20 protein-coding genes are annotated in these 23,206 nt (G+C 39.2%); 11 read left to right on the top strand and 9 right to left on the bottom strand.

What is annotated here, in order from left to right; translation table 11 throughout:
- Positions 1-7: 7 nt before the first annotated feature.
- From L2737_RS06485 to L2737_RS06500, 4 genes are all read right to left on the bottom strand, one after another.
- On the bottom strand, positions 8-838 hold the full coding sequence (locus L2737_RS06485; protein ID WP_248955192.1) for an amidohydrolase family protein: 831 nt from the start codon (positions 836-838) through the stop codon (positions 8-10).
- 5 nt (positions 839-843) lie between these two features.
- Positions 844-1,857 carry a zinc-binding alcohol dehydrogenase family protein gene (locus tag L2737_RS06490; RefSeq protein ID WP_248955193.1) on the bottom strand — a complete coding sequence of 338 codons (1,014 nt, stop codon included), beginning with the start codon at positions 1,855-1,857 and terminating at the stop codon, positions 844-846.
- A gap of 1,024 nt (positions 1,858-2,881) precedes the next feature.
- Positions 2,882-3,799 carry a sugar kinase gene (locus L2737_RS06495; protein ID WP_248955194.1) on the bottom strand — a complete coding sequence of 306 codons (918 nt, stop codon included), beginning with the start codon at positions 3,797-3,799 and terminating at the stop codon, positions 2,882-2,884.
- 40 nt (positions 3,800-3,839) lie between these two features.
- Positions 3,840-5,306: a mannitol dehydrogenase family protein gene (locus L2737_RS06500; protein ID WP_248955195.1), complete on the bottom strand. Its 1,467-nt coding sequence runs from the start codon at positions 5,304-5,306 to the stop codon at positions 3,840-3,842.
- Positions 5,307-6,127: 821 nt separating this feature from the next.
- Here L2737_RS06500 and L2737_RS06505 point away from each other — a divergent pair.
- Complete coding sequence (locus L2737_RS06505) at positions 6,128-7,738, top strand: alpha-L-fucosidase (RefSeq protein ID WP_248955196.1); 1,611 nt, start codon at positions 6,128-6,130, stop codon at positions 7,736-7,738.
- Positions 7,739-7,893: 155 nt separating this feature from the next.
- Positions 7,894-9,456: a sodium/sugar symporter gene (locus L2737_RS06510; RefSeq protein ID WP_248955394.1), complete on the top strand. Its 1,563-nt coding sequence runs from the start codon at positions 7,894-7,896 to the stop codon at positions 9,454-9,456.
- Between the two features lie 169 nt (positions 9,457-9,625).
- Here L2737_RS06510 and L2737_RS06515 read toward each other — a convergent pair whose 3' ends face one another.
- Complete coding sequence (locus L2737_RS06515; protein ID WP_248955197.1) at positions 9,626-10,030, bottom strand: hypothetical protein; 405 nt, start codon at positions 10,028-10,030, stop codon at positions 9,626-9,628.
- 479 nt (positions 10,031-10,509) lie between these two features.
- On the opposite strand from L2737_RS06515, the gene L2737_RS06520 reads away from it, so the two are divergent.
- From L2737_RS06520 to L2737_RS06540, 5 genes are all read left to right on the top strand, one after another.
- The gene (locus tag L2737_RS06520; RefSeq protein ID WP_248955198.1) at positions 10,510-10,917 is read left to right on the top strand and encodes a LexA family protein; all 408 of its coding nucleotides are present in this window, start codon (positions 10,510-10,512) and stop codon (positions 10,915-10,917) included.
- A 16-nt stretch (positions 10,918-10,933) separates the two neighbouring features.
- A complete protein-coding gene (locus L2737_RS06525; RefSeq protein WP_248955199.1) occupies positions 10,934-12,190 on the top strand; it encodes a Y-family DNA polymerase in 1,257 nt (418 codons plus the stop codon).
- Positions 12,191-12,485: 295 nt separating this feature from the next.
- Positions 12,486-13,160: a YgjV family protein gene (locus tag L2737_RS06530; protein WP_248955200.1), complete on the top strand. Its 675-nt coding sequence runs from the start codon at positions 12,486-12,488 to the stop codon at positions 13,158-13,160.
- 286 nt (positions 13,161-13,446) lie between these two features.
- Positions 13,447-13,782, top strand: a complete 336-nt coding sequence (locus L2737_RS06535; RefSeq protein WP_229368724.1) for a 5-carboxymethyl-2-hydroxymuconate Delta-isomerase — start codon at positions 13,447-13,449, stop codon at positions 13,780-13,782.
- A 41-nt stretch (positions 13,783-13,823) separates the two neighbouring features.
- A complete protein-coding gene (locus L2737_RS06540; RefSeq protein WP_248955201.1) occupies positions 13,824-14,513 on the top strand; it encodes a hypothetical protein in 690 nt (229 codons plus the stop codon).
- A gap of 131 nt (positions 14,514-14,644) precedes the next feature.
- Here L2737_RS06540 and L2737_RS06545 read toward each other — a convergent pair whose 3' ends face one another.
- Together L2737_RS06545 and L2737_RS06550 are read right to left on the bottom strand one after the other, a co-directional pair.
- Positions 14,645-15,718 (bottom strand): HlyD family secretion protein, encoded by a 1,074-nt coding sequence (locus L2737_RS06545; protein ID WP_248955202.1) that lies wholly within the window; start codon positions 15,716-15,718, stop codon positions 14,645-14,647.
- Complete coding sequence (locus L2737_RS06550) at positions 15,719-16,201, bottom strand: magnesium transporter (protein ID WP_102527352.1); 483 nt, start codon at positions 16,199-16,201, stop codon at positions 15,719-15,721.
- A 165-nt stretch (positions 16,202-16,366) separates the two neighbouring features.
- Here L2737_RS06550 and L2737_RS06555 point away from each other — a divergent pair, with 165 nt between their 5' ends.
- The 3 genes from L2737_RS06555 (at position 16,367) to L2737_RS06565 (ending at position 20,825) form a co-directional block, all read left to right on the top strand.
- Positions 16,367-17,164: a LysR family transcriptional regulator gene (locus L2737_RS06555; protein WP_229368726.1), complete on the top strand. Its 798-nt coding sequence runs from the start codon at positions 16,367-16,369 to the stop codon at positions 17,162-17,164.
- Between the two features lie 21 nt (positions 17,165-17,185).
- The gene (locus L2737_RS06560) at positions 17,186-19,900 is read left to right on the top strand and encodes a bifunctional acetate--CoA ligase family protein/GNAT family N-acetyltransferase (RefSeq protein ID WP_248955203.1); all 2,715 of its coding nucleotides are present in this window, start codon (positions 17,186-17,188) and stop codon (positions 19,898-19,900) included.
- Between the two features lie 175 nt (positions 19,901-20,075).
- Entirely contained in the window at positions 20,076-20,825 is a 750-nt protein-coding gene (locus L2737_RS06565; RefSeq protein WP_248955204.1) for a hypothetical protein, read from the top strand.
- A 132-nt stretch (positions 20,826-20,957) separates the two neighbouring features.
- Here L2737_RS06565 and L2737_RS06570 read toward each other — a convergent pair whose 3' ends face one another.
- Positions 20,958-21,932, bottom strand: coding sequence for a GGDEF domain-containing protein (locus L2737_RS06570; RefSeq protein WP_248955395.1), 975 nt, complete (start codon positions 21,930-21,932; stop codon positions 20,958-20,960).
- A gap of 369 nt (positions 21,933-22,301) precedes the next feature.
- Here L2737_RS06570 and eco point away from each other — a divergent pair, with 369 nt between their 5' ends.
- On the top strand, positions 22,302-22,871 hold the full coding sequence (gene eco / locus L2737_RS06575; RefSeq protein WP_248955205.1) for a serine protease inhibitor ecotin: 570 nt from the start codon (positions 22,302-22,304) through the stop codon (positions 22,869-22,871).
- A 56-nt stretch (positions 22,872-22,927) separates the two neighbouring features.
- Here the strand turns inward: eco and L2737_RS06580 are convergent, their stop codons facing one another.
- Positions 22,928-23,206, bottom strand: a complete 279-nt coding sequence (locus tag L2737_RS06580) for a hypothetical protein (protein WP_102527358.1) — start codon at positions 23,204-23,206, stop codon at positions 22,928-22,930.

Genomic DNA, 23,206 nt, shown 5'->3' on the forward strand with positions numbered 1-23,206 from the left:
CACCTTATTATATTTGGTAAAACGTTTTAGCATTCCCGCCAAAAACAGCTTGTTTGTATTGTGGATAGTTTTTTTCAACGTAATTTTCAATAATGGCTTTAATGGCTTCGTATTTACCACCGAGTAAGCAAACCGGCCAATCTGAACCATACATAATTCGTTCAGGGCCAAATGCGTTAAAAATAACGTCTAAATATTGATTGAAGTCTTGCTCTTGCCAATTATTTACATCGGTTTCAGTTACCATACCTGATACTTTGCAATAGGCATTTTGATAACTCGCTAACGTGTTAATGCCCCTCTGCCATTGGTCAAAATCTTCACCGGTTTCTATACTTGGCTTGCCGATATGATCAAGTACTATCGGTAATTGAGGCAAATGCTGTAACAATTCATTTGCTTGTGGCAATTGTTTCGCAAGTATCAATAAATCATAGCGGTAACCAAATTCAGCCAGCAGTTTTAGCCCTTGGATAAAGTCCTTATCGAGCATGAATTGACTATCGGCTTCATCTTGAAGAACATGCCTAAAGCCTTTTAACATTGGAAACGCTTGGTAATGTGTTAATTGCTCGGCCAAATCTACAGCCTTCAGATCAATCCAACCGACAACGGCTTTTATGAATTGATGTTGCTGTGCTAATTTAATTAGCCATCGTGTTTCTTTTTCTGATTGCCTTGCTTGGACTGCAACACAGGCATCAATGTTATTCTGCTTGTAAATAGGCAACAGCGTTTCAGGTAAAAAGTCACGTCTAATAACGGATTGGTGCTCACCAATCCAGCCATAGTCTTCTTCGTTAAATAACCAAAAATGCTGATGAGCGTCAATATTCATTCTAATTAATCCATCTCAATGACTGCCTTGATCACGCCAGAGTCAGGTTTTACCCACTCTTTAAAGCTATTTATCAAGTTTTCAAATTTAGCGGTGTGTGTAACAAAGCTATCGCACTTCACTGTACCATCTCTTAAACATTTCACAACGTGTTGAAAATCATCAAGAGTTGCATTACGACTGCCAAGTAATGTTGTCTCACGTTTATGGAATTCAGGATCTGAAAATGTAATATCGGCTTTAATGACACTCACGAACACGATGCGACCGCCATGTGCCAAATTATAAAAAGATGACTCCATTGCTTTAGCATTACCGGTGCAATCAATAATGACGGTTGGAAACTCACCTTCGGTCAGTATTGCGAGTTGTGCATTGACATCTTCAGCGGCATTCACGGTACCAAATACATTGTAATGTGCTTTACAAAAATCGAGTTTATCTTGTCTTACATCGCTGACGATTACTTTAGCGCCTTCAACCTGTGCAAACTGTAATGCACCCATGCCGATTGGGCCTGCGCCAAGAATAAGCACTGTATCCTCACTGGTAATTTTTGCTCTACTCACTGAGTGCGCCCCAATGGCTAAACATTCGATGACGGCCATATCATTAAATTCAAGCCCTTCAGTACAAACCACCGCCGATTCAGGAACAGATAAATACTCACACATGCCACCATCACGATGCACACCTAGCACTTCTATATCGGTACAACAGTTTGTTTTACCGTTTCGACAAGCAATGCATTTTCCGCAATGCAAGTAAGGAATAATGTAAACAGGTGAACCCACTTCAATGGATGTACCTTTACCGGTACTTTCAATGACGCCAGATAATTCATGGCCAAGTACTCTTGGATATTGAAAATACGGTTGATTACCACCATAAGCATGAATATCAGTTCCGCAAACACCGATAGCCTTAATTTTCACTAAAACCTCACCCTCTAACGGCGAAGGTTTATCTTTTAGAGTATGTTCAAGTAATCCTGGCTTAGTACAAACAATAGTATTCATTTAACGTTCATCTCCGAACAATTTTTACTAGTTAAAAGCATCTTTCATTTATATTACCACTTGAATTGTTAAAAACCACATATATTTTTGGATATAAACGAGGTGATTCATATTTAATTAATCAGTACTTTTGCTTTATTATTTAATTATCTCAATAAAGCGATTTGTCACCAATGAGCCGCACAAGCACAAACATTAAACAAAACAATGGGTTATCAAACAGATAATTTTTAACCTCTTAAATAGTCCAGGATATAAAACACCACTCATAATTACTTTTAAAATGCTAAAGCAATTATTAAAAAAACCTATCAACAATAATGATTTTACATATAAATCATAAGTGATGATGTAAAACGGCAATACCACTTCATATATGGTCAATTGACAGCCTAACGGCGTCAATGAAGTGTTATCACATAATAAAGCTGTCGGCATTTCTCTATTCAAATTTAGATTATTCAATCAGGTAGAAGATCATAGGGGTGCAGGTAAGTACTGCTAGAGCGTATTGGTTTGATAGCAATTGCAGGGAGCTTTGAAGACGGGAAAAAGAAGTGACGCGCTCGGTAAAGATACAGCAATACAGAAATTTCAGTGTTTCACCTTCTGACATTGGCCTAGATAAATTTGTCTTGCCCGAATAAATGCAGTTGTTAAACAAGGCCATATTTAGCGACCTTTACTCATCGCTGTTATAGTGAGTCGTTGTTACAGTGAGTCGCGGTAATCATTCTTGTTAATCGTCACTAAACTCTTTAGTTTTTTGTGCTGTATGGGTGTGAAATATTTTCAATCAATGCTTAAAATTACATGAACAACACGTCATGCCTACTTTTTCTTATATCGAAGGTTACTAAGAGAGACAAGTCTTAATAACCCAAATAACGATTACCTTTTAAAGCCTATACCCATACAACCTTAAATAACAATAAGTTAAATTAGGTTTGTGTCAGTATTGTTTACTATTACACTTCATGTATCACATGGCATATAGGTAATCAGCTTCATTTAAAACTATAATCTATACTAATTCAATTTTTTCATCGATAATAGCTCCTGGATGCTGTACTACCATCCTAGCCACATCACAGGCTAGCGTTAACTTGTCATTCATAGACATCCCTTCAATGGCTCCGTTCAGGTAAGCACCGGCAAAAGAATCCCCTGCTGCAGTAGTATCAACTTGCACTTTTGCTGGTACAAATGGCACATGTTCAACAGTTGCGTGAGTGCCTTTTGTGTAACCATAAACACCAAGTTCACCGCATTTAATCACCAGTTCACTTACGTTAAATGTTGAAAAATACTCCAGCAATTCAGCTAAGGATTGATGACCAAACAAACTCTGATGATCGTCTAGCCCAGGTAAAATAATATCACTGATATCATAGGCTTTTTGAATCCAGTTCCGAGCATCTTGTTTATTCCACAATAACGCTCGATAGTTTGGGTCAAATGCAATCTTACAGCCCTTCTGTTTCAATGAAGAAATAAGATCAAGCAAGGTTTGCCTGCCTTTGTCTGACATAATGGCCAAAGTAATCCCCGTAAAAAATACAATTTTAAACTGACTACTTTTTTCAATCACCATCTTTGTATCTAGGTACTGCATTAATTCACTGGCAGCAGACCCTTTCCGCCAATAACTGAAACTCCGTTCTCCATACGCATCTAACGAGATGTTATAAATACCGGTATTTCGCTCTGGTAAATAAACACATAGGTCGGTATTAAGTTGCTGTTGCTGCCATTGCTTATTCATCGCGAGGCTAAAGGCATCTCCGCCATAAGCTGATAAATAATGTACTTCCAATTCAGGGTTACATCGTTTTGCATATACCGCGGTATTGTAAGTATCACCCGCAAATGTTTTAACCAGCATAGTCTCATCTACTTCACGTAGCTCAACCATGCATTCGCCAATTACTAATAAAGACACCCATCACTCCTTTGTTCGCCAATATGTTACGATAACTAAGTTATGCCCAAGCCGTTTTATCGCCAGTTAACAGTGGCAGTAATTGTTGATAATTATTTTGCAGATTTTTAATAAATACCGGTTGTTGACTCAGCTCTGCAGAAAACACCTCTGAAATGGTCATGAGTAAAGTAATATCATGTTGAGCTTGGTTATTGCACTGTGAAGCCACTGTCAGCAATTTATCAGCGAGAGGGTCAACCAGTTCTACTTGTTGTTGATAACGTTTTCTTACAAACATAAACCAAGCAACCACTGCCATGGTTAAATTTTTAATACTGCGGTTTTCTACTATGTTTTTTTCAATAATAGGCAATATTCGCATTGGCAGTTTTTGTGAACCATCCCATGCAATCTGTGCCACAAGATGTCTAATAGCAGGATTTCTAAACCGATCAAAAATATCATTTTTATAAGCTACTACATCCATTTCTGCCGGTGCGGTAAATGAAGGAATCACTTCTTCTTTGACTAAATTTTCAAGTAACTCAACAACCTTAGGGATTTGCATACCATCAAATACGGTTTCAACATCCAGTAAGACGCCTAAATAAGCGAGTGTTGAATGCGGACAATTGAGTAAGCGTAATTTGGCATGTTCAAAACCACGAACATCTTTAGTAAATGTGGCTCCCGCTAATTCCCAAGCCGGTCTTTTGCTGGGTAAACAGTCTTCTATTACCCATTGAATAAAGGCTTCACGTTTTATAGGCCAATTGTCTGTCACATTTAATGCTTGCTTCACTTGGCTTTTTAAACTGTCATCAGTTGCAGGTGTAATGCTGTCTACCATTGAGCATGGGCATATTAGTTGTGTCGACAACCACTGAACCATTTGTGGGTACTTGATTGTAGAAAAACTGATAATGGCTTGACGCAATTTTTTGCCGTTATCTGTGAGGTTATCGCAGCTCAATATGGTTAATGGTGCTAAGCCTTTATCAAACCTCAACATTAACGCTTGTGAAAGTAAGCCTACTGCTGAAATCGCATTAGCTTGCGTTGTTAGATCTTGTTGAATGTCTACATGTTCACGTGCAAGCAAACCTTCGCTGTCTAAGCAGTAGCCTTTCTCCGTTATCGTCATTGTAACGAATTGAGTATCTTCATGGCTTAGCCTATCCATAACGCGTTGATATTGTTGCGTTGCGACAATGACCTCTTGAATAGACCCTACAACTTCATAGCTTGGCTCTGCATCTAATACCGCCAGTGTAAATAAACCATTTTGTGGATTAAGTGCTTCAGCTACACCTGCTGAGCGCATTGAAACGCAGCTTATTCCCCAATTTCCACCAGCAAGTTTCATTGCTTGATGGGTATACCAAGCTTGATGACCTCTAAAAAATGCACCGGGTCCAATATGCACAATACCAATCTTTGGTTGCTTATCTCCCATGCGGTAATTGGGTACTGATTGCTCTGCTTGCGCCAGCTTATTCAGGCTTTTAAGGCTTAATGAATTCACAACGTCTTTCCTTATATTGATAATAGGCACACTCTCTGAGTGACATCTATCAAGCTCACATAGGAGCAGTAAATCAAAAGAACAGTCAAAGTTGAAAATGTGCCACAAACGTCATTTGGCTTAACCTTTTATCGTTAAGCCAAATGAATGTAAGAAGGAAATGATAACCAAACTAATGACTGCGTTTATATCTGCATTCTAATTTTTATATACAAAAACGCAAGATAAATGATCAAAGTATACAATTGTTGAGATACTAAACCCAAAGTAATCGTTTCACTTAAAAGTTACCTTGCTGCATAATCTTAATTAATATTTAACCAATTATATCAATGAGTAACTTATAGAATTCGTCAAATAAAAGTAGAAAGAAATAATGATTTTTGGATGAATTTTTGAGAAAAATTAGTTTTTGAACACTGTTTCATTCACCTGCCGATTGATCAGTGACTAAACTATTCGTTACCTAAATATCATTTCCCGTGATATCAACTATTGAATTAACAAAATTTTATAACGCTTATTTAGATATATTTTAGTTTTTACCAATCTTATGGGGTTATTTGACTACATCATAATGATGCATTTGTTAACACAACAATAAATGCAATTAGCGGAGCTGATTTTGCGATCTTTAAATTTAAATACATTAATTACAATGAGTTAAATGTTACAAAACACATGGTTATGAGCAAATACAATTCGTTCAAATATAAATATAAACATTTGCATGTGAATTTTCTTGCAATCTTTTAACATTTAATTCTATAGTAGCTTTCATATTCAATGTACTTAACATAAAGTCGATATTTATGAACACTATGAGAAAGCTAACCTTAAAAAGCGCTGTAGCTCTTGCTGTTACTGCAAGCTTATTTTCTTGTTCTCAGGCCCCTGTCGCTGTTGATAGTCAAACATCAACAAAACCTGCAAAAGCCATTGAACAAGTGCCAGCTGTAAACCTTGAACAAAAACTGGCGAGCATTCACCAAGTTGCTAACCAAGGCCCTTATAAAGCTGACTTTACCTCATTTAGCCAGTATGAGATCCCTGCATGGTATCAAGATGCCAAGTTCGGCATTTTCATTCACTGGGGCGTGTATTCTGTCCCTGCATATAATGGTGAATGGTACCCTCGTAAAATGTATCGCGATGAGCCTAAGAGTGATGAAAAAGAACATCACGCTGAAACATGGGGGGCACAAACAGAATTTGGATATAAAGATTTCGTGCCTATGTTCACGGCAGAAAAGTTTAATGCTGATGAATGGCTCAATATTATTAAAGCATCAGGCGCTAAGTATATTGTCCCTGTAGCAGAGCACCACGATGGTTTCTCTATGTATGATAATAGTTATAGCCGCTGGGATTCTGTTGAAATGGGACCTAAACGCGACATTATTGCTGAATTAAAAGCCGCTACTGAAAAAGTGGATATTCATTTTGGTTTATCAAGTCATCGTGCTGAAAACTGGTGGTTTTTTGATGGCGGCCGAGAAATGCCTTCAGATGTTCAAGATGAAGCCAACCGTGACTTATATGGCCCTGCGATAAATCGTGATACTTCAGAGGCTGGTGAAACACCACCAACGAAAGAATTCATGGATGATTGGTTATTACGTACCGTTGAAATTGTTGATAAATATGAGCCTGAACTTATTTGGTTTGATTGGTGGATTGCATCACCCGCTTTCCATGATCATGTAGAAGCATTTACCGCTTATTATTATAATAAAGGGGTAAGTTGGGATCACATGCCAGCGCTTAATTATAAAGAACACAAAGACTTTAGATCATTTGTGCCAGGTTCAGCAGTACTTGATATTGAACGTGGTGGTATGACTGATATCCATGAGCACTTTTGGCAAACTGATACTTCAGTGTCTAAAACCTCTTGGGGTTACGTCACTAATCATCAATATCGTGATGCAAACTCATTGGTTGATGACATGATTGATATCGTCAGTAAAAACGGTTCTCTACTACTCAATATTGGCCCTAAAGCAGATGGCACCATACCAGAGGCTGAAGTCACGTTATTGAAAGAGATTGGTGATTGGTTAGCGATAAACGGCGAAGCAATCTACTCTACCCGTCCTTGGGTAACCTACGGAGAAGGTGAAACTGAAGTCGTTGACGGTAAGCATTCAAATAATGCAGAAAAGAACCGTAAAGATTTTAACAGCAGCGATGTGCGCTTTACCCGTAATGAAGACACTCTTTATGCGACGCTATTAGCATGGCCGGGTAATGGTAATAGCATTACGATTAACTCAATCAATGCGAAAAACTATCCAGATAAAATCGCTAAAATTTCACTTATTGGTCAAGCTGGTGAGCTCAAGTTCTCTCAAGATGCTGACGGACTAACAGTTGTCCTACCTCAGAGTTACCCTAGTGAATATGCTCAAGTGCTAAAAATCACTCAATAATCCCAAACCGCACAGAGTTTTCTGTGCGGTTTTTTACGTTTCACTTCATACTTTGAGTTAAAAGCCATGACTTTCAGACAACTATTGTCTTTTGAAGTGACAGCGTTTTTATACTCATTAATAACAATAAAATTGGAAAGGAAAATCCTGTGGACATTAAGCTAAGTTCAATAGACATCACTGTATTTGCAGTTTACGTGATAGGACTCATCTGCCTTGCATTATGGATCTCACGTAGCTCAAAAAAAGATGGCGCTGATACTGAAGATTACTTTTTAGCCGGTAAATCATTACCTTGGTGGGCCATTGGTGCATCACTTATTGCTGCTAATATTTCAGCAGAACAGATTATTGGAATGTCAGGCTCTGGCTATGCTCTGGGTTTGGCAATCGCTTCATATGAATGGATGGCCGCGCTTACTCTGATCTTGGTTGGTAAATACATGCTACCCATTTTCTTAAAGAACAACATTTTCACCATGCCTCAATACATGGAGCAACGTTTTGACACTCGAGTTAAGACCATTATTGCCTTGTTCTGGTTAGCTGTTTATATTTTCGTGAATTTAACCGCGGTATTATGGCTAGGTGGTCTTGCAATCGAAACGGTAGCCGGCGTCGATTGGATGACGGGTATGTGTTTCTTAGCAGCTTTCTCTGTGGTCTACTCACTCTACGGTGGGCTTAAAGCCGTGGCTTACACTGATATTTTACAAGTTGTACTACTGATTTTTGGTGGATTATTGTTAAGCTATTTAGCCTTAGTTGAAGTGAGCGCTGGTGAAGGGGCAATTGCAGGCTTTGGTATTCTAACCGATCGTTTGCCTGGTCATTTTGATATGATTTTAAGTCCTGATAATCCTTTTTATAAAGATCTTCCAGGTGTCTCGGTACTCTTTGGTGGCCTCTGGGTTATGAACTTCAGTTATTGGGGATTTAACCAGTACATCATTCAACGTGCCCTTGCTGCTAAAAATGAGCAAGAAGCACAAAAAGGGATTATGTTTGCCGCTTACCTGAAAATGTTAATGCCGCTCATTGTAGTGGTACCAGGTATTGCCGCCGTTATCTTATATCCTGATTTAACCTCAGCAGATCAAGCTTATCCATCAATGATGACTTTAATGCCTGTTGGCATTAAAGGCTTAGTCTTTGCAGCCTTAATTGCGGCTATTGTGTCTTCACTGGCTTCGATGACCAATAGTATTTCTACCATTTTCACCATGGATTTATATAGCAAGTGGAAGCAAGGGAAATCTCAACACCATTACGTACAAGTTGGCCGTATTGCATCATTAGTATCGCTTATCATTGCCCTATTCATTGCTGAACCATTATTAGGACAATTTGATCAAGCCTTTCAATATATTCAAGAGTTCACCGGCTTCTTCACACCAGGCATTGTCGTGATATTTGTTATGGGTATGTTCTGGTCTAAAACCAGTTCAACTGGCGCGATTTCTGCTGCGATAGGTGCTGCGGTATTCTCGCTAGTATTTAAAGTATTCTGGCCTGAGCTACCTTTCATGGACCGTATCGGGCTGATCTTCTTACTATGCTTAGCCTTGTGTATTGTGGTGTCACTATTAACACCGAACAATCAGCAAAATACTTGTGTGAGTTTAGATGATGTAAGCTTTAAAACTTCGAGCAGCTTTAACATTGCGGCAGTTGGTATCATCATCATCCTTACCGCCCTATATTACACTTGGTGGTAATCGCTTTAGTCATAGCTTCGATGTAAAGCAATATTGATTTGCAGTTTAGAAACTAAAAAATGCAGAATGTTTATGACATTCTGCATTTTTATTGGCAATAGGATTATATTGAGAATGCTGCTAACGATTATATTAATAACTCTATGAACATTAATTATGACCGTGCATCTTAATTGTTTGCGTAATGGACACAATCATTCTTTTTAGCCGTTTGTTGCAGCAGTTGTTTTAACTCTGTTTTTCCACCGCTTTTAGTATCATTGATTTGTTGTTCAATGGTTTGTGTTTGCATGACAATTTTTTCAATCGCTGTTTGTCTTGCGCCCTCTTCTGACTGGCCTGATAACACGAGTTGTTCAACAAGAGCTGAATAGCGTTCATAGACCACTCCTTTATAATAATCGGCCTGTGAAGTCATCGGAGTGTGGGCATACACAATTGAGCAGCTTAAAGCACTATTAATTTGCGTGAATGAATCCTGAATTTGAATGACAACGGGCTTTTGAGTCGATGGGCTAGCACTCGCACCAAAAGATAAGATGGCTAGCATTGAAATGATAAATACTTTTTTCATTGTGTTTACTCCCATTGATGAACAACTGATTTCTGGCTGATTAAGCACTTTGCACTTGAACTCATCGTCAGTATTAACGCTTTATAAAATTCTGATACTGATGACAAGCTTTAAACTTGCCTCTATTTTACCTACGTAAGCTAAACGTAAGCTAAACGTAAGCTGAACAAACAATTAACTTTTAACCTTTTTCTTTAATGAATGTTTATTAGGTTATTTTCGGCTAATGGTTCGACAGCAGCTCGATAACAAGTAGCCACTCAACCTTAAACACTCACGCTTACCTTGCTCATAATTTAGTACTTAGCAATGCTGTTTAGTTCAGCTCACTCAGCAAAGCATTCCTTCAACGACCCATAACAGATCAAAAAACCAACAATTCGCACGCTTATTCGACAACTTCACGGAATTTATTGCCAATTTTACGGGGCTGGTTATAATACTGTATAAATATACAGTATCGTAGAGTGTCGATTGTTATGAAGGTTATTCCTATTTTTGCCTGTGCCGGTATCAGTGGATTTGAGAGTCCAGCGGCTGAGTATCGACAACTACCACTCAGTTTAGATGAACTGTTAATTGAGCACCCGAGTGCCACCTTTATTGGTCAAGCCAGTGGTGACTCAATGGAAAAGATAGGCATATTTGATAAAGATATTCTGATTGTCGATCGTCACGTCAACGTTGAAAACCATGATGTAATCGTGGCTAATTACAACGGCAACTTCGTCTGTAAGCTGATTGATACCAAGCGCCGCTTACTGTTGTCGGCCAATGACCATCACAATAGCGTGTTAATCCAAGAGCACGACAATTTTAGTGTTGAGGGCGTGGTGATCCGTTCAATTCGTTGCCATCGCCAAAGTCCTTTATTAGTTAATGATTAGAATGGGCGGTTAACTTATGTACGCCTTGGTTGATGCCAATTCATTTTATTGTAGCGCTGAACAGGTTTTCAGACCTGAATGGCGCGGTCGCCCTATTGTTGTGTTATCCAATAATGACGGTTGTATTGTTGCCGCCAACCGACAAGCAAAAGCGTTAGGCATTGGTAAGTTTGGCCCTTACTTTGAAGTCAAAGACTTATGCCACGAACTTGGCGTAATTGCGCTCTCCTCTAACTATGAATTATATGGTTCGCTTTCTAGTGCGATGATGGACGTCATTGGCCGCTTCGCACCAGAGCAACACATATATTCAATTGATGAATCCTTCTTATCATTTAAACAAACTTATCCTGCAATTCCTTGCTTGCTGACCCATGCGGTTGATATACGCCGCGCAGTATGGAAAGAAACTCGCTTGCCTGTTTGTGTCGGTATCGGTGAAACCCTGACCCTAGCAAAAGTGGCAAACCATGCGGCAAAAAAACTGAGTGGCTATAATGGCGTTTGTTATATTGACTCAGTTCAGCAACGACAAAATATTCTCGCTAGCATGAAGGTCACCGATGTATGGGGAATTGGTTCTCGTATAGGCAAAAAGTTACAACAAATGGGCATTCAAACTGCGCTTGCCCTTTCTAAACTCCAGCCAGGGCTTGCACGAAAAAGCTTTAGTATTGAAATAGAGCGCACGGTACGTGAATTGAATGGCGAAGAATGTAAGGGCTGGGACAGTGCTCGAGCAGATAAGCAGCAAATTTTTTCGACTCGCAGTGTCGGTGAACGCATCACAGACAAAGAGGCATTACTACAAGCCTTAAGTAAACATGCTGGGATTGCGGCAGCGAAAGCACGCAAACAAGGTTCTGCAGCAAGTAGCTTACTCATTTTTGCCCGAAACTCCCCCTATGATGAACAGCCTAGCGGTTTTAAGTATCACTACCGCTGCGCGACGCCAACCAACGACAGTTGTGAACTCATCAGTCATGCAACAAGCATTGGAAGCCAACTGTTTAACCCCTCTACCCGTTATTATAAAATCGGTGTCGGGCTGGTGGACTTATGTCCTGTACAACATTTACAAGGTGATTTGTTCACGCCGCCTAAAGATCCTGCATTAATGCAAGTTTGTGATACGCTCAATCAACGTTATGGCACTGACTCCGTCTTTGTGGCTGCACAAGGTATTGGTGGAAAATGGCATATGCGCCGCGACTTACTGACACCGCAATACACCACCAGCTGGCAAGATATTCCTCAGGTTAGTTGCCGTTAAAATAAAGCGCCTGTGCATTTATTCAATGCTGTAATAGCTCAAGCAGCAGTTGTTCGAGCTTCAATTGCTCAATCACATCTATTCAATCTACAATCATTTGAACAACAGTCATTTAATCAACGTGATTCATAAGCAGTCATTCAATAAGGAGTGTCTTGACCTTATATCGCCCATTTTGTACCGCTGAACGACTTGTATACAGCAACACAAGCAGCGCTTAAGCAACACAAAAGAACAACAATGAAGCAACGTAAAGTAAACGTATATGAAGTTTTACAAGCTAATATCAGCATAATTGAATAAACCTCGACTGGATCATTGTTTTAGCGGCGAAAATATAGACAATACGCACCTTCAAATTTCTATCGGATTACTGTGCGTGCCTGAGTTTGCTTTAAATCAATTATTTTTTATCCAAGCAATTGGATTTGTCTCAATGGCCATAGGTTGGTGGGCAAATAGTCAACAGCAAGACTGCAAATTTATTCATGGCAATATGGTAGCTGCAATACTGACTGCAATTCATTTAGGTCTATTAGGCAGTTTTTTAGGCATGGCGAATCAACTAGTAAATGTTATTCGCTTTCGTTGTTGTCAAAGCCTCAATAAAGATGATTCAATTAACTTATCCCCTTTACTCATGACCATACTGTTCAGCGGTGTTGCGATACTACAGGGTTTAATGTGGGCAGAGCATTGGAGCGAATGGTGTGCTGTCATGGCTGCTGTCGTCATGAGTGTTAGCTTATTTTACTTTGCAGGCAGCCAGTTAAGACTCGCTATGATAGCCAGTAACGCACTGAACCTTATGCTATCAATATATTTGATGTCATTATCAGGAATACTCTATCAAGTCATGACGATAATGATTTTATCTCAAGGCCTGATTCAGCAATATTTACAAAACAAATCCTATTTCGAAACGAATAGCATTAAAGCGAATAATGATAGTGTTGAGCTGGTAAAATAGATAGAGAGTGGATTGAGTGTAAATGCTTAACTTACGCAGATATCCACCATTACAGCTCAATACATAAATTTGATACTTAAGCTCAGTACTTAAGCCCAGCATTCCCCTATCTCCAACTCTTATCTTTAAAATCATATCGCTACTTTTAAAGCAGCTAATTAATGCGTATTGTAATCAGCCAGAGTTAAGCAACCAGAGTGATGATCAATTAAGTTGGATCAAAAGCTTAAATGAATCATAGAAAACAGTTTTATTCACGACTTTAACAGGGATACAGGAGTTATAAATGCCACATTGTATTATTGAGCACTCGACAGAAATTGATGGAAACCTGCTCGTACCGTTAGTTCACCGAGGTGCGTTAACTTCAAACTTATTTGACCCAGAAGGCAGTGATATCAAGGTAAGAGCCATCGCTTACTCACATTACCAAACCGGTGCAGTTGATATCAATTTTATCCACGTTACCTTAAAGATCCTTTCTGGACGTGATGTTGAGCAAAAATCAAAACTCACTCAATTAGTACTCGCGCAATTGAAGACCTTATCAATAAAGGATTGCTCTATTTCGGTAGAAGTTGATGATATAGACAGAGAAAGCTACGCCAAAGTCGTTGTGTAGACAAAATAACGACATAAACTAATTTGTAAGGATACAATGAAGTGAAAATATGGAGACTCGTCATCGTGACTGTGATGCTTGCTGGCTGTTCAGCTACTGAAGTACATTTATATACGCGCTATTTATCAGAGGCTGACATTGACAAAGTCACCACGACGCTGGAACAAGCTAACTATAAAGTGACAACCAATACCCACGCTTTCCCTGATACGGTAAATCAATCAACCATCTTATATTCCCCCTTTATAAAGGATGAAACTCACCTTCAAGGACTTATTGGTTCCCTCTCTGATAATGGCTGGGTAATTCCTAACGTTGAAATGCTAAAGTCTGGAAATCACTGGTATAGCAAAGATAATGTGGGTTTATTTTTGCTGCCTGATGGCGTAAAGCCTAAAGATAAAGTCACCACACGAGATCTGGCTAGCAAATACCAAAGCAGAAATTGCGATACGTTAGTGGCTCTGGAGCTTAACGAAGATAATACTTATGAATTATCATACTCCAGTAAAGCAGTCACACACTCAGAACATCTGAAAGGCAGCTGGAAAATGAGGAGTTATCCTTATATAGAGTTAACCTCTTTAAACAGGCAATGGTGGTTTTATTTTGAAATAGAGCAGAAAATTGAAACCGATAAAATCAGTGAAGTTAGCATTATCGAATTTAAGCCTTTAAACCAATATACGTCTTTCCCTGGTTGCAGCTTTGCTAGTGGCGTAAGGATTTGATCAAATAAGATGCGAGTGAATAAAAAAGGGAGCCGAAGCTCCCTTTAAAAATAACATATTGCAGACACTAATTAAGCTGAGCTTATAACTAGACTAGGTGCAAGCACTTATAAATCGCACTTAAACCCAACTTATAGAGCATTAAGATAGGCTTTTAATGCCTTAAGCCTGATGGTTGCGCCACCAATAATATCCATAAACCCTAAAAAGTCAGCTGGTTTATCCGCCGAGATCCAGCCTGAACCTGTAGCACCAATAGGTATGATATAACCTTCCGGCTCTTCAAACTCGATAATCACTGTACGGCCGTGACTGCTGTTGTTGTTACCCACGTGCTGTCTAACATGTTGAGTTCCTGCCATTGGGCTGATTAACGACTCGCCCGTCCCCGTAGTGACACTGTGAACACGTCCACGGAAAATCTCACCAGGAAATGCATCAACATAAAACTCTGCAAATTGACCAGGTTTAATATAGCGATACGTTTGATCAGCAATACGCATTTCTAAAAACTTTTTAGAAGTATCATAAAGATGCATATTACCAATACGACTACCGACTGCAACATTGGTTATTGATAACTGGCCATCAAATTGCGCTCTGATCTCACGGCGATCGTCATTCCATTTAGCAGAACTAATCTGCGCATCGAACGAACGTAACTGCGCGCGATGGGTTTCAAGCTCAGCTTTGACAGAAGCGATTTCAGCCACTGTGGATTCGATTTTAGCGTCAAGATCGTCACGGGTCATTTCACTGGCATGTTCACCTAAATTGATAACACGCTCAAAATTACGCTTATCATTATTTAACGTTACCGTTAACGAATGCATTCTAAGTTTTAATGCTTCTTTTTTAGCAAGCTCTGCCGCTTTTTGCGCTTCAAGAGAATCTATTTCTTGTTCGCTGTCTACTGATACCAGTTTATAGATTAAATCGCCTTTTTTTACCTGTTGGTTATGAGTCACATAGATTTCTTCAATCTCTTGACCAAATAAAGGGCTTAACACCGCGTGAGGTGCTTTAATCGTTGAACTATCGGTTAAATCAGCTGGAGACCAAAAACGGTGTGCGGTAAAAAGCATAAATGCGATAAAAATACCTAAACCAACAGAACGAACCGCATTAGCAAGGTTCCATTTGATAACACCAAGTTTTACTAGGAGCCATATAATGAGTACATATGGGAGCATAATCTCTTTCATTTACTTGTCTCCTTTTAAGCCGTTACTAATGATGCTAGAAAGTCTGTTAGCTAATACATCCCAGCGACCGAAAGCAATAATGATGGCTAAAACCCACCAGGTTTTATCGATGAATAAGCCACATAATGATAAGGCAAACACAATTTGTGTATGTGCACTCGACATGGCCTCAGCCTTATGAACAGCAACTTCATGGAGGCGCCAAAATAGCAGCAGCGTATAACAAATAATGCCAATGGTGACCACAAACACAAAACCCATGAATAGCTCAGAATCGAGCAATCCTAAGATAGATGGATAACCATTGGCAAAATAACTTTCAGGTAATGATTTACCGTGGATCTTGGTCAACAATGAAAATAAATAGCTCAAAAGACCTAAAGCTGAAAAAGCAGCAATAACAGTGAGACTCTTCTTTAATAACCTAAACACAATGTGCTGTTTAGTTGATGCTGTAGATGCATTTTCTAGCGCTTTTGACATGTATTCTCCATAAAGCAAAGATTTGGACAAATGTATATTAACAATATTTAAATGTAAAAATGGAATAACCGATATTCCAAATGGCTTATTTACTTTGTTCGATAATGTGTTTGTGGAATAGATGGTGTAATATGAAGTTAACGTGTTCTAAATTATCGGTATATTATGGATCTTAATGCACTTAATGTGTTCATTACCCTATATAGAGCAGGCTCGACCCAAAGAGCGGCTAAACAACTCGGAAGATCACAATCTTTTGTGTCAAAAGTGTTGGCGCAATTACGTGAAGAATTAAGCGATCCCTTATTCATACGCACCGCAAATGGTCTTCAGCCAACCAGCTACGCTGACAAGATTGCCCCTAAAATACAAAGTTCTATAGAACAAATCAACCTGGCTTTAGAACCTGAGTATTTTGATCCTAAAAACCTGCAATATATTACGGTTCATTTAGGCGAACCACTAATGGTCATGATGGGAAAAGATCTCATTGATGCAATTAGAGCAGAGACCTCAGCAGTAATTGAGTTAAGACAATGGCGTAAAACAAGTAATGACGGCTTAATTGATGGCTCAATTGATATTGGAATACAAACCTTAAGAGAGCGACCACAACAGCTATACCAGAAGAAAATTGCTTCAGGTTATGGCTCATTAGTGGGCAATAAAAATGGCGAGTTTATTAAGCTGATTATTGAAGACCTAAATGAGTATGTTGAGCTGTATCGCGCCATAGACGTGAAACTCAACCCAACTATTATTGTTGATAATTATAGTGTGCAACGCCAATTACTTGCCGATAATTACTCTTATCAATTTAAGCTAGAGTCAGATGATAGCCATAAAGCGATTGCTGTCGACTTAGCTGTCATCTGCAGTGCTGCGCGTCGTCATGAAGCAAAAATTTCATGGTTATCTGAGTTATGTCAAAAAGTCATGTTGCAATCTATCGCTAATAGTTAGTCCACTCGAAAGTGAGGCATTATGAGTCAGAGAAGTATTCACGCTTTATTTAAACCAAAGTCTATTGCCGTCATTGGTGCATCAAATAAAGAAAAGCGCGCTGGTCGCGTATTAATGAAGAACTTACTGGGTAGCGGATTTTCAGGCCCTATCATGCCGGTGACGCCTAAATACGACGCCGTGATGGGCGTATTGGCCTACCCTAATATTGAATCTCTGCCCATCAAACCTGACTTAGCCATCATCTGTACTCGAGCAAGTCGAGTCCCCAGTATTGTAGAAACCTTAGCGCAATTTGGTTGTAAGGTAGTCATTATCATGGCATCGGGCATGGCCAATGAATATGATGACAATGGCGTTAGTTTACTCAGTTTGACTCAGCAGCACGCTAAACGTTTTGGCATGCGTATTTTAGGCTCAAACAGCCTAGGTATGATAATTCCACCTATTGGTCTTAATGCCAGCTTAGCCCATAGCAGTGCCAAGAAAGGCAAAATCGCATTTGTGTCTCAATCCGCAGCAATTTGTACTACGGTGCTCGATTGGGCCAATAACAAAGACATCGGCTTTTCATCATTTATATCCCTAGGGGATGCATCAGATATTGATTTTGATGAATTGCTGGATTATCTCGGTAGAGATAGCAGCACCAGCGCCATTATGCTTTATATCGATTCTATCAATGAAAAACGTCATTTCCTGTCCGCAGCCCGAGCAGCTGCGCGTAATAAACCCATCTTTGTGATTAAATCAGGCCGTAGCCAAGAAGGCATCGCAGCCGCCATGCTACATACTGGTGGTAAAGGCGGAAATGATGCGGTTTATGAAGCGGCATTTAAACGTGCTGGTATGCTACGTGTTAATGATTTAATAGAGCTGTTTGCTGCAGTTGAAAGTTTAGCCCATTCAACCCCCCTTAAAGGTGAACGTGTTGCCATTATAAGTAATGGCGGCGGCCCTGCGGTACTCGCTGCTGATGAGCTCATAATAAAAGGCGGTAAATTAGCTCAACTATCAGAAGACACCATTAATAAACTCAATGAAACCTTGCCAACAACATGGTCTGGCCAAAACCCAATCGATATTGTCGGTGATGCCAATAGCGAACGATATACCAAGGCATTAAATATCTTGATGGATAGCCAGGAAATGGATGCCATCTTAGTATTGCATTCCCCTTCAGCATTAGAAGAAAGTGACGAAATTGCTAATAGTTTAATTGCTGCAATTAAAGCTCACCCTAATCGAAATCGACTGAATATCTTAACCAACTGGAGCGGTGAAAACTCAGCTTACCAGGCAAGAAAACTGTTTAATAAAGCGGTGATCCCAACTTATCGAACGCCGGAAGGCGCAGTGAAAGCCTTCATGCACATGGTTGAATATCGACGTAACCAAAGGTTGCTTCAAGAAGTACCGCAATCTATTCCTGATAATATCCCTGCTGATGCAAACAGTGCGAGAAAGCTGCTGCAAAAAGCGCAAAATGAGCAACGTTTCATTTTAGAGACCCATGAAACCAGCGACATTTTAAAAGCTTATGGCCTGAATACCATTCAAACTTGTTTTGCTAAAACGGCAGATGAAGCCATTAAGCTTGCCAACGAACTTGGATATCCTGTTGCGCTTAAAGTACAGTCACCAGATTTAATGTATAAGTCAGATGCTCATGGCGTCATGCTTAATCTAACCAACGATGATGAAGTCCGACAAGCGGCACATTCAATAATAAGTCGCGTTAAAGAGATTAATCCAGATGCCAAGATTGACGGCATGATAGTGCAAAAAATGGCCTTAACAGCAGGAGCGCAGGAAGTACGAGTTTCCGTTATTAATGACCCTGTGTTTGGTCCAGCTATTTGTTTGGGTGAAGGAGGTTCTGAGTGGGATCCTACCCGTGATGCGTCAGTTGCCCTACCACCTTTGAACATGACACTAGCACGATACATGGTCATTCAAGCTCTAAAAGCGAATAAGCTTAGAGACAGACATTTGCCTTTAGGTTTAGACATGAATGCCTTGTGTGTCATGCTGACGCAAATATCGCATCTTATAATTGATTGCCCCGAAATTGCATCATTGGATTTAAATCCCGTTCTGGCAGCTGGCAAGACGATCACTTTACTTGATGTGAATATGAAATTGAACCAAGCCGATATCGACCCTAAAACGCGCTTGGCCATCATGCCTTATCCAAAAGAGTTAGAGCAAACAGCCATCTTGAAAAATGGCTTAAAAGTCATGCTTAGACCCATTTTACCAGAAGACGAACCTAAGCATTTAGCCTTTGATAATTCACTTAGTGATGAAGACAGATACAAGCGCTATTTTGGTGTGCGTTCTCGTATGACCCATGAAGAAATGGCAGTATTAACCCAAATTGATTACGCCCGCGAAATGGCATTCATCGCTACGGCAGAAGACGATAATGGTGAATCAATCACCCTTGGCGCTGTTAGGGCATCAACTGACCCTGATAATACCGAAGCTGAATTTGCCATGGCTGTACGTGGAGATTACCAAGGGATTGGCCTAGGCAAATTATTGCTAGAAAAGTTAGTCGATTACTATAAAACTACCGATACTCCGGTACTTGCAGGCTTCACCATGTTTGAAAACCGCAGCATGGCAAATCTTGCAAAGAATCTTGGTTTTGCAGTCTCATTTGATATGGAGGAGCATTTGATCAAAATGCACATGGACATGCCTACTTCATCTACATCAAACCAAGAGTAAATGACCCTGTGATAATAAATGTTTAAACACGATTGAGTTAAGAGTGACTCAACGGATTCTAAACCGCTGAACGGCTGGACAGGAATCTAATAGCATGGATTTCTGTTCAGTTTGGGCAAGGATATAACGAATTAAAATCAAAACGGAATTTGACAATACTATGATTAGAAAATGCATGATTGGCTTGCTATGTACAGTTTCATTGATTGTTAACGCAGAAAGCTATCAAACGGAAAACTTCACCATTGAATACGATAAAAACATTTCTATTAACACCATAAAGCAGTTAGCAAACCGTGTTGTTAAAAATAGAGAAGTCGTTCTATCTTATTTACAGCAGTCTTCGGTCTATGTTGGAACTCCGATAAACGAGCATCTCATTATTTATGTTTCCAAAAAAAGACGCACGCCTTACCAAGATTGGAACACAATACATATCCCCGAAAAAAGAGTCCTAGCTGCTTTTTCAGATAGCCAGTCTGAACACTCTGGTATGGCTATTATCCATGAATTGACTCACGTTTATGCCGTTAGTGCATTTAGAAAACAAAAGAAAAATGGATATGAAGATCGTTTTTATGATGACGGCCTTGCCGTGTTTTTACAGCATCGCTTTGGTGGAACACCAGAATACCCAGATTTTGGCACTGACTTATATAGGGCTGTTGCAGAGCAATCAGCAAAATATGGGAGTTTGATTTCACTGACTGAAGCAGAAGATATTAGGCATTCAGCAAAAACTGGAACCGCTAGGAAGCTCGCATATCTGCAAGAAGGTGCATTTACGCAATTTATCATTGAGCGTTACGGGTTAGATATTTATTTTAAATTATACCAAGGTGGCGAGCCACACACCTTAACGGGGAAAACATTTAGTCAATTAGAAAAAGATTGGATTGAGTTAATTAATGTATTTGCAGTTTAACTAAACAGTCGACATTAAGTGCCAATAACTACAATTGTACTTATTGGCCGTCAGTGTTAGACAGTAGTAAAATTTAGATAAGCGTCAATGATGACAGTCATAACATTCATACTAGTTTGGACGCTTAGATTATTAGCCTTTCACACAGTTTCTGCCAGATGATTTTGCTTGATACAACATATCGTCTGCGCGTTTTAATAAGGTTTCAGAATCATCCCCTGGTTGAATATTGGCAAGTCCAATCGACACGGTAATATTACCTAGTTGCTGTTTGTTTTCTTTGCCAATCGTTAATTGCCGCGCGGCAATACGCTCTCTTATACTTTCAGCAACAGTAAATGCATCTTTAAATTCTGTGTTAGGTAAAAGAACAACAAACTCTTCACCACCATAACGCGCGACAAAGTCATTGCCTTTCACTGACTGTTTTAATGCAAAGCCGACAAATGATAAGACCTTATCACCCACTAAGTGACCGTGGGTGTCATTAAATGCTTTGAAATGATCAATATCAACCATCAGTAAACTGCAAGGTATTTGGTTTTGAGTGAATAAGCTGACTTGTTCCGTTGAAAATATTTCATAGGCGCGGCGATTATTTAAGGAGGTGAGCTCATCGGTCATAGCGACTTTACTGAGGTTATCCATCTCTTCTTTAAGTTGGCTCAACTCGTCCCCTAAAGTTTCAATATCGGCTTTCATTGATTGGTTATTAGAGATGACCTGCTCTATCTCTGAGCTAATATTAACGACTAGTTCATTCAGTGTTTGAGGGTTAAGCTCTGTTTGAAGCTCTTGATTAAAATGTGAGAGATTACTTGAGAAGTCATCGGTACCAGAAGCAAACTGATTAATGCGATTCACTAAGCTATTAATGAGTAGCTGGGTTTCAATCTGGACATTCTCAATCACTTCAGGCGATTGCTCTTGTATGAAGTTATTGTATAAACCTTGATTGACTGAAGGGGTAAATTCAACCTCATTAGCAAGAAGACCATCAATCGCACGCTTTAAACTCAAATTGGTTTCTGAATAGTATTGATACCAAATGGCATAATTTTCAGGCGTGACAGGAATGTTTAACGCTGACATTTGCGGCACAGCCATACGTAATATTTGTGCAGAATTTTCAAGATTAGTATTCAAGAGAACATCCTATTCATCAATGTGAGAATCATATTTCGAAACAGTCAATCTGCACTAGTGACCTACAAGTCGCTTTAGCAATACACATAAAAAGTATACTTCACCAGTGTATTAAAATTATTTATTTAAGCAATGGAATTTAATATATAAAATGAAAAACATTGAATATAAAAGATATTTTAAGCTTTCATGGGGTGTGCTTATCGTAAAATCCTCGTGAATTAAAAATAAATAAAAAAATAAAACCCTTTTTGAACCCCAAACCGTTTATATCTATAACAAGGTTTTAGATACCAGTAATACACTAGCATTTTACAAGTGAGAATCCATATGAAAATTAGTCTTAACAGCGCATTTAAAAATCTAATCAAGTTGTCTGCAGTTGGCGCCATTGCCACTATGTCATTTTCATCTGTAGCGACTAGTCCTGTGCCGAATCAATTTGAGCGCCCTAACATGATTTCAAGTCATTCATTTACACAAGAGAGCTATCAAGAAATTGAACAAGCTAAAATGTTTCCTAAGCCTACAGAGAACCAAGTACAGCATATATTATCGCTTTCTAAACGTGACGATGAAGCGAGTTATAAAGTGGAAATTCAGATTGGTCAAAACAAAATGGTCGACTGTAATCAACATCGATTGATGGGCGAAATTGAAAAGCAAAACCTACAAGGTTGGGGTTATAGTTACAATACACTTGATAAATTGACCGATGGGCCAAGTACAATGATGATGTGTCGCGAGCCTAAAACAGCAAAATTTGTGACGCTAGGGGAAAGTATTACAATTGATTATGACAGCCGCTTACCTAAGGTCTTTTATTTGCCTGAAGGTGCCGAACTTCGTTACCGTATTTGGCAAGTCAAAAGTGATTACCAGTACACAGGTAATCAATAAAACAGGATTGGTGATCGCGGTGTAGGTTAACTTACTGATTGGCAGTTAAAAACATGTTAATAACGTTTAACCCGCACCACTTGCATTACTTCTATGGTAAAACCTGCAACCGTTTCTTCATCGGTGTAGTAAATAAGGCTCACTAATTGATCTTTAAGCGACTTATACTTTTTAGGTCGCTTAAATTTAAATGGAACGTCATAACCGTCTATCATAAGTGTATGCAGCACCCACTCTTCTTTCTCTCTTTGTATGTGAGAGATAACTTTAACGCCTTCTAAATGATTAAGTTTTTCATGTTTCTTTAGCAAGCCCTCAACTGCTTTGTTCTTCAT

Source organism: Shewanella electrodiphila (assembly GCF_023283985.1).
GTDB classification, from domain to species: domain Bacteria; phylum Pseudomonadota; class Gammaproteobacteria; order Enterobacterales; family Shewanellaceae; genus Shewanella; species Shewanella electrodiphila.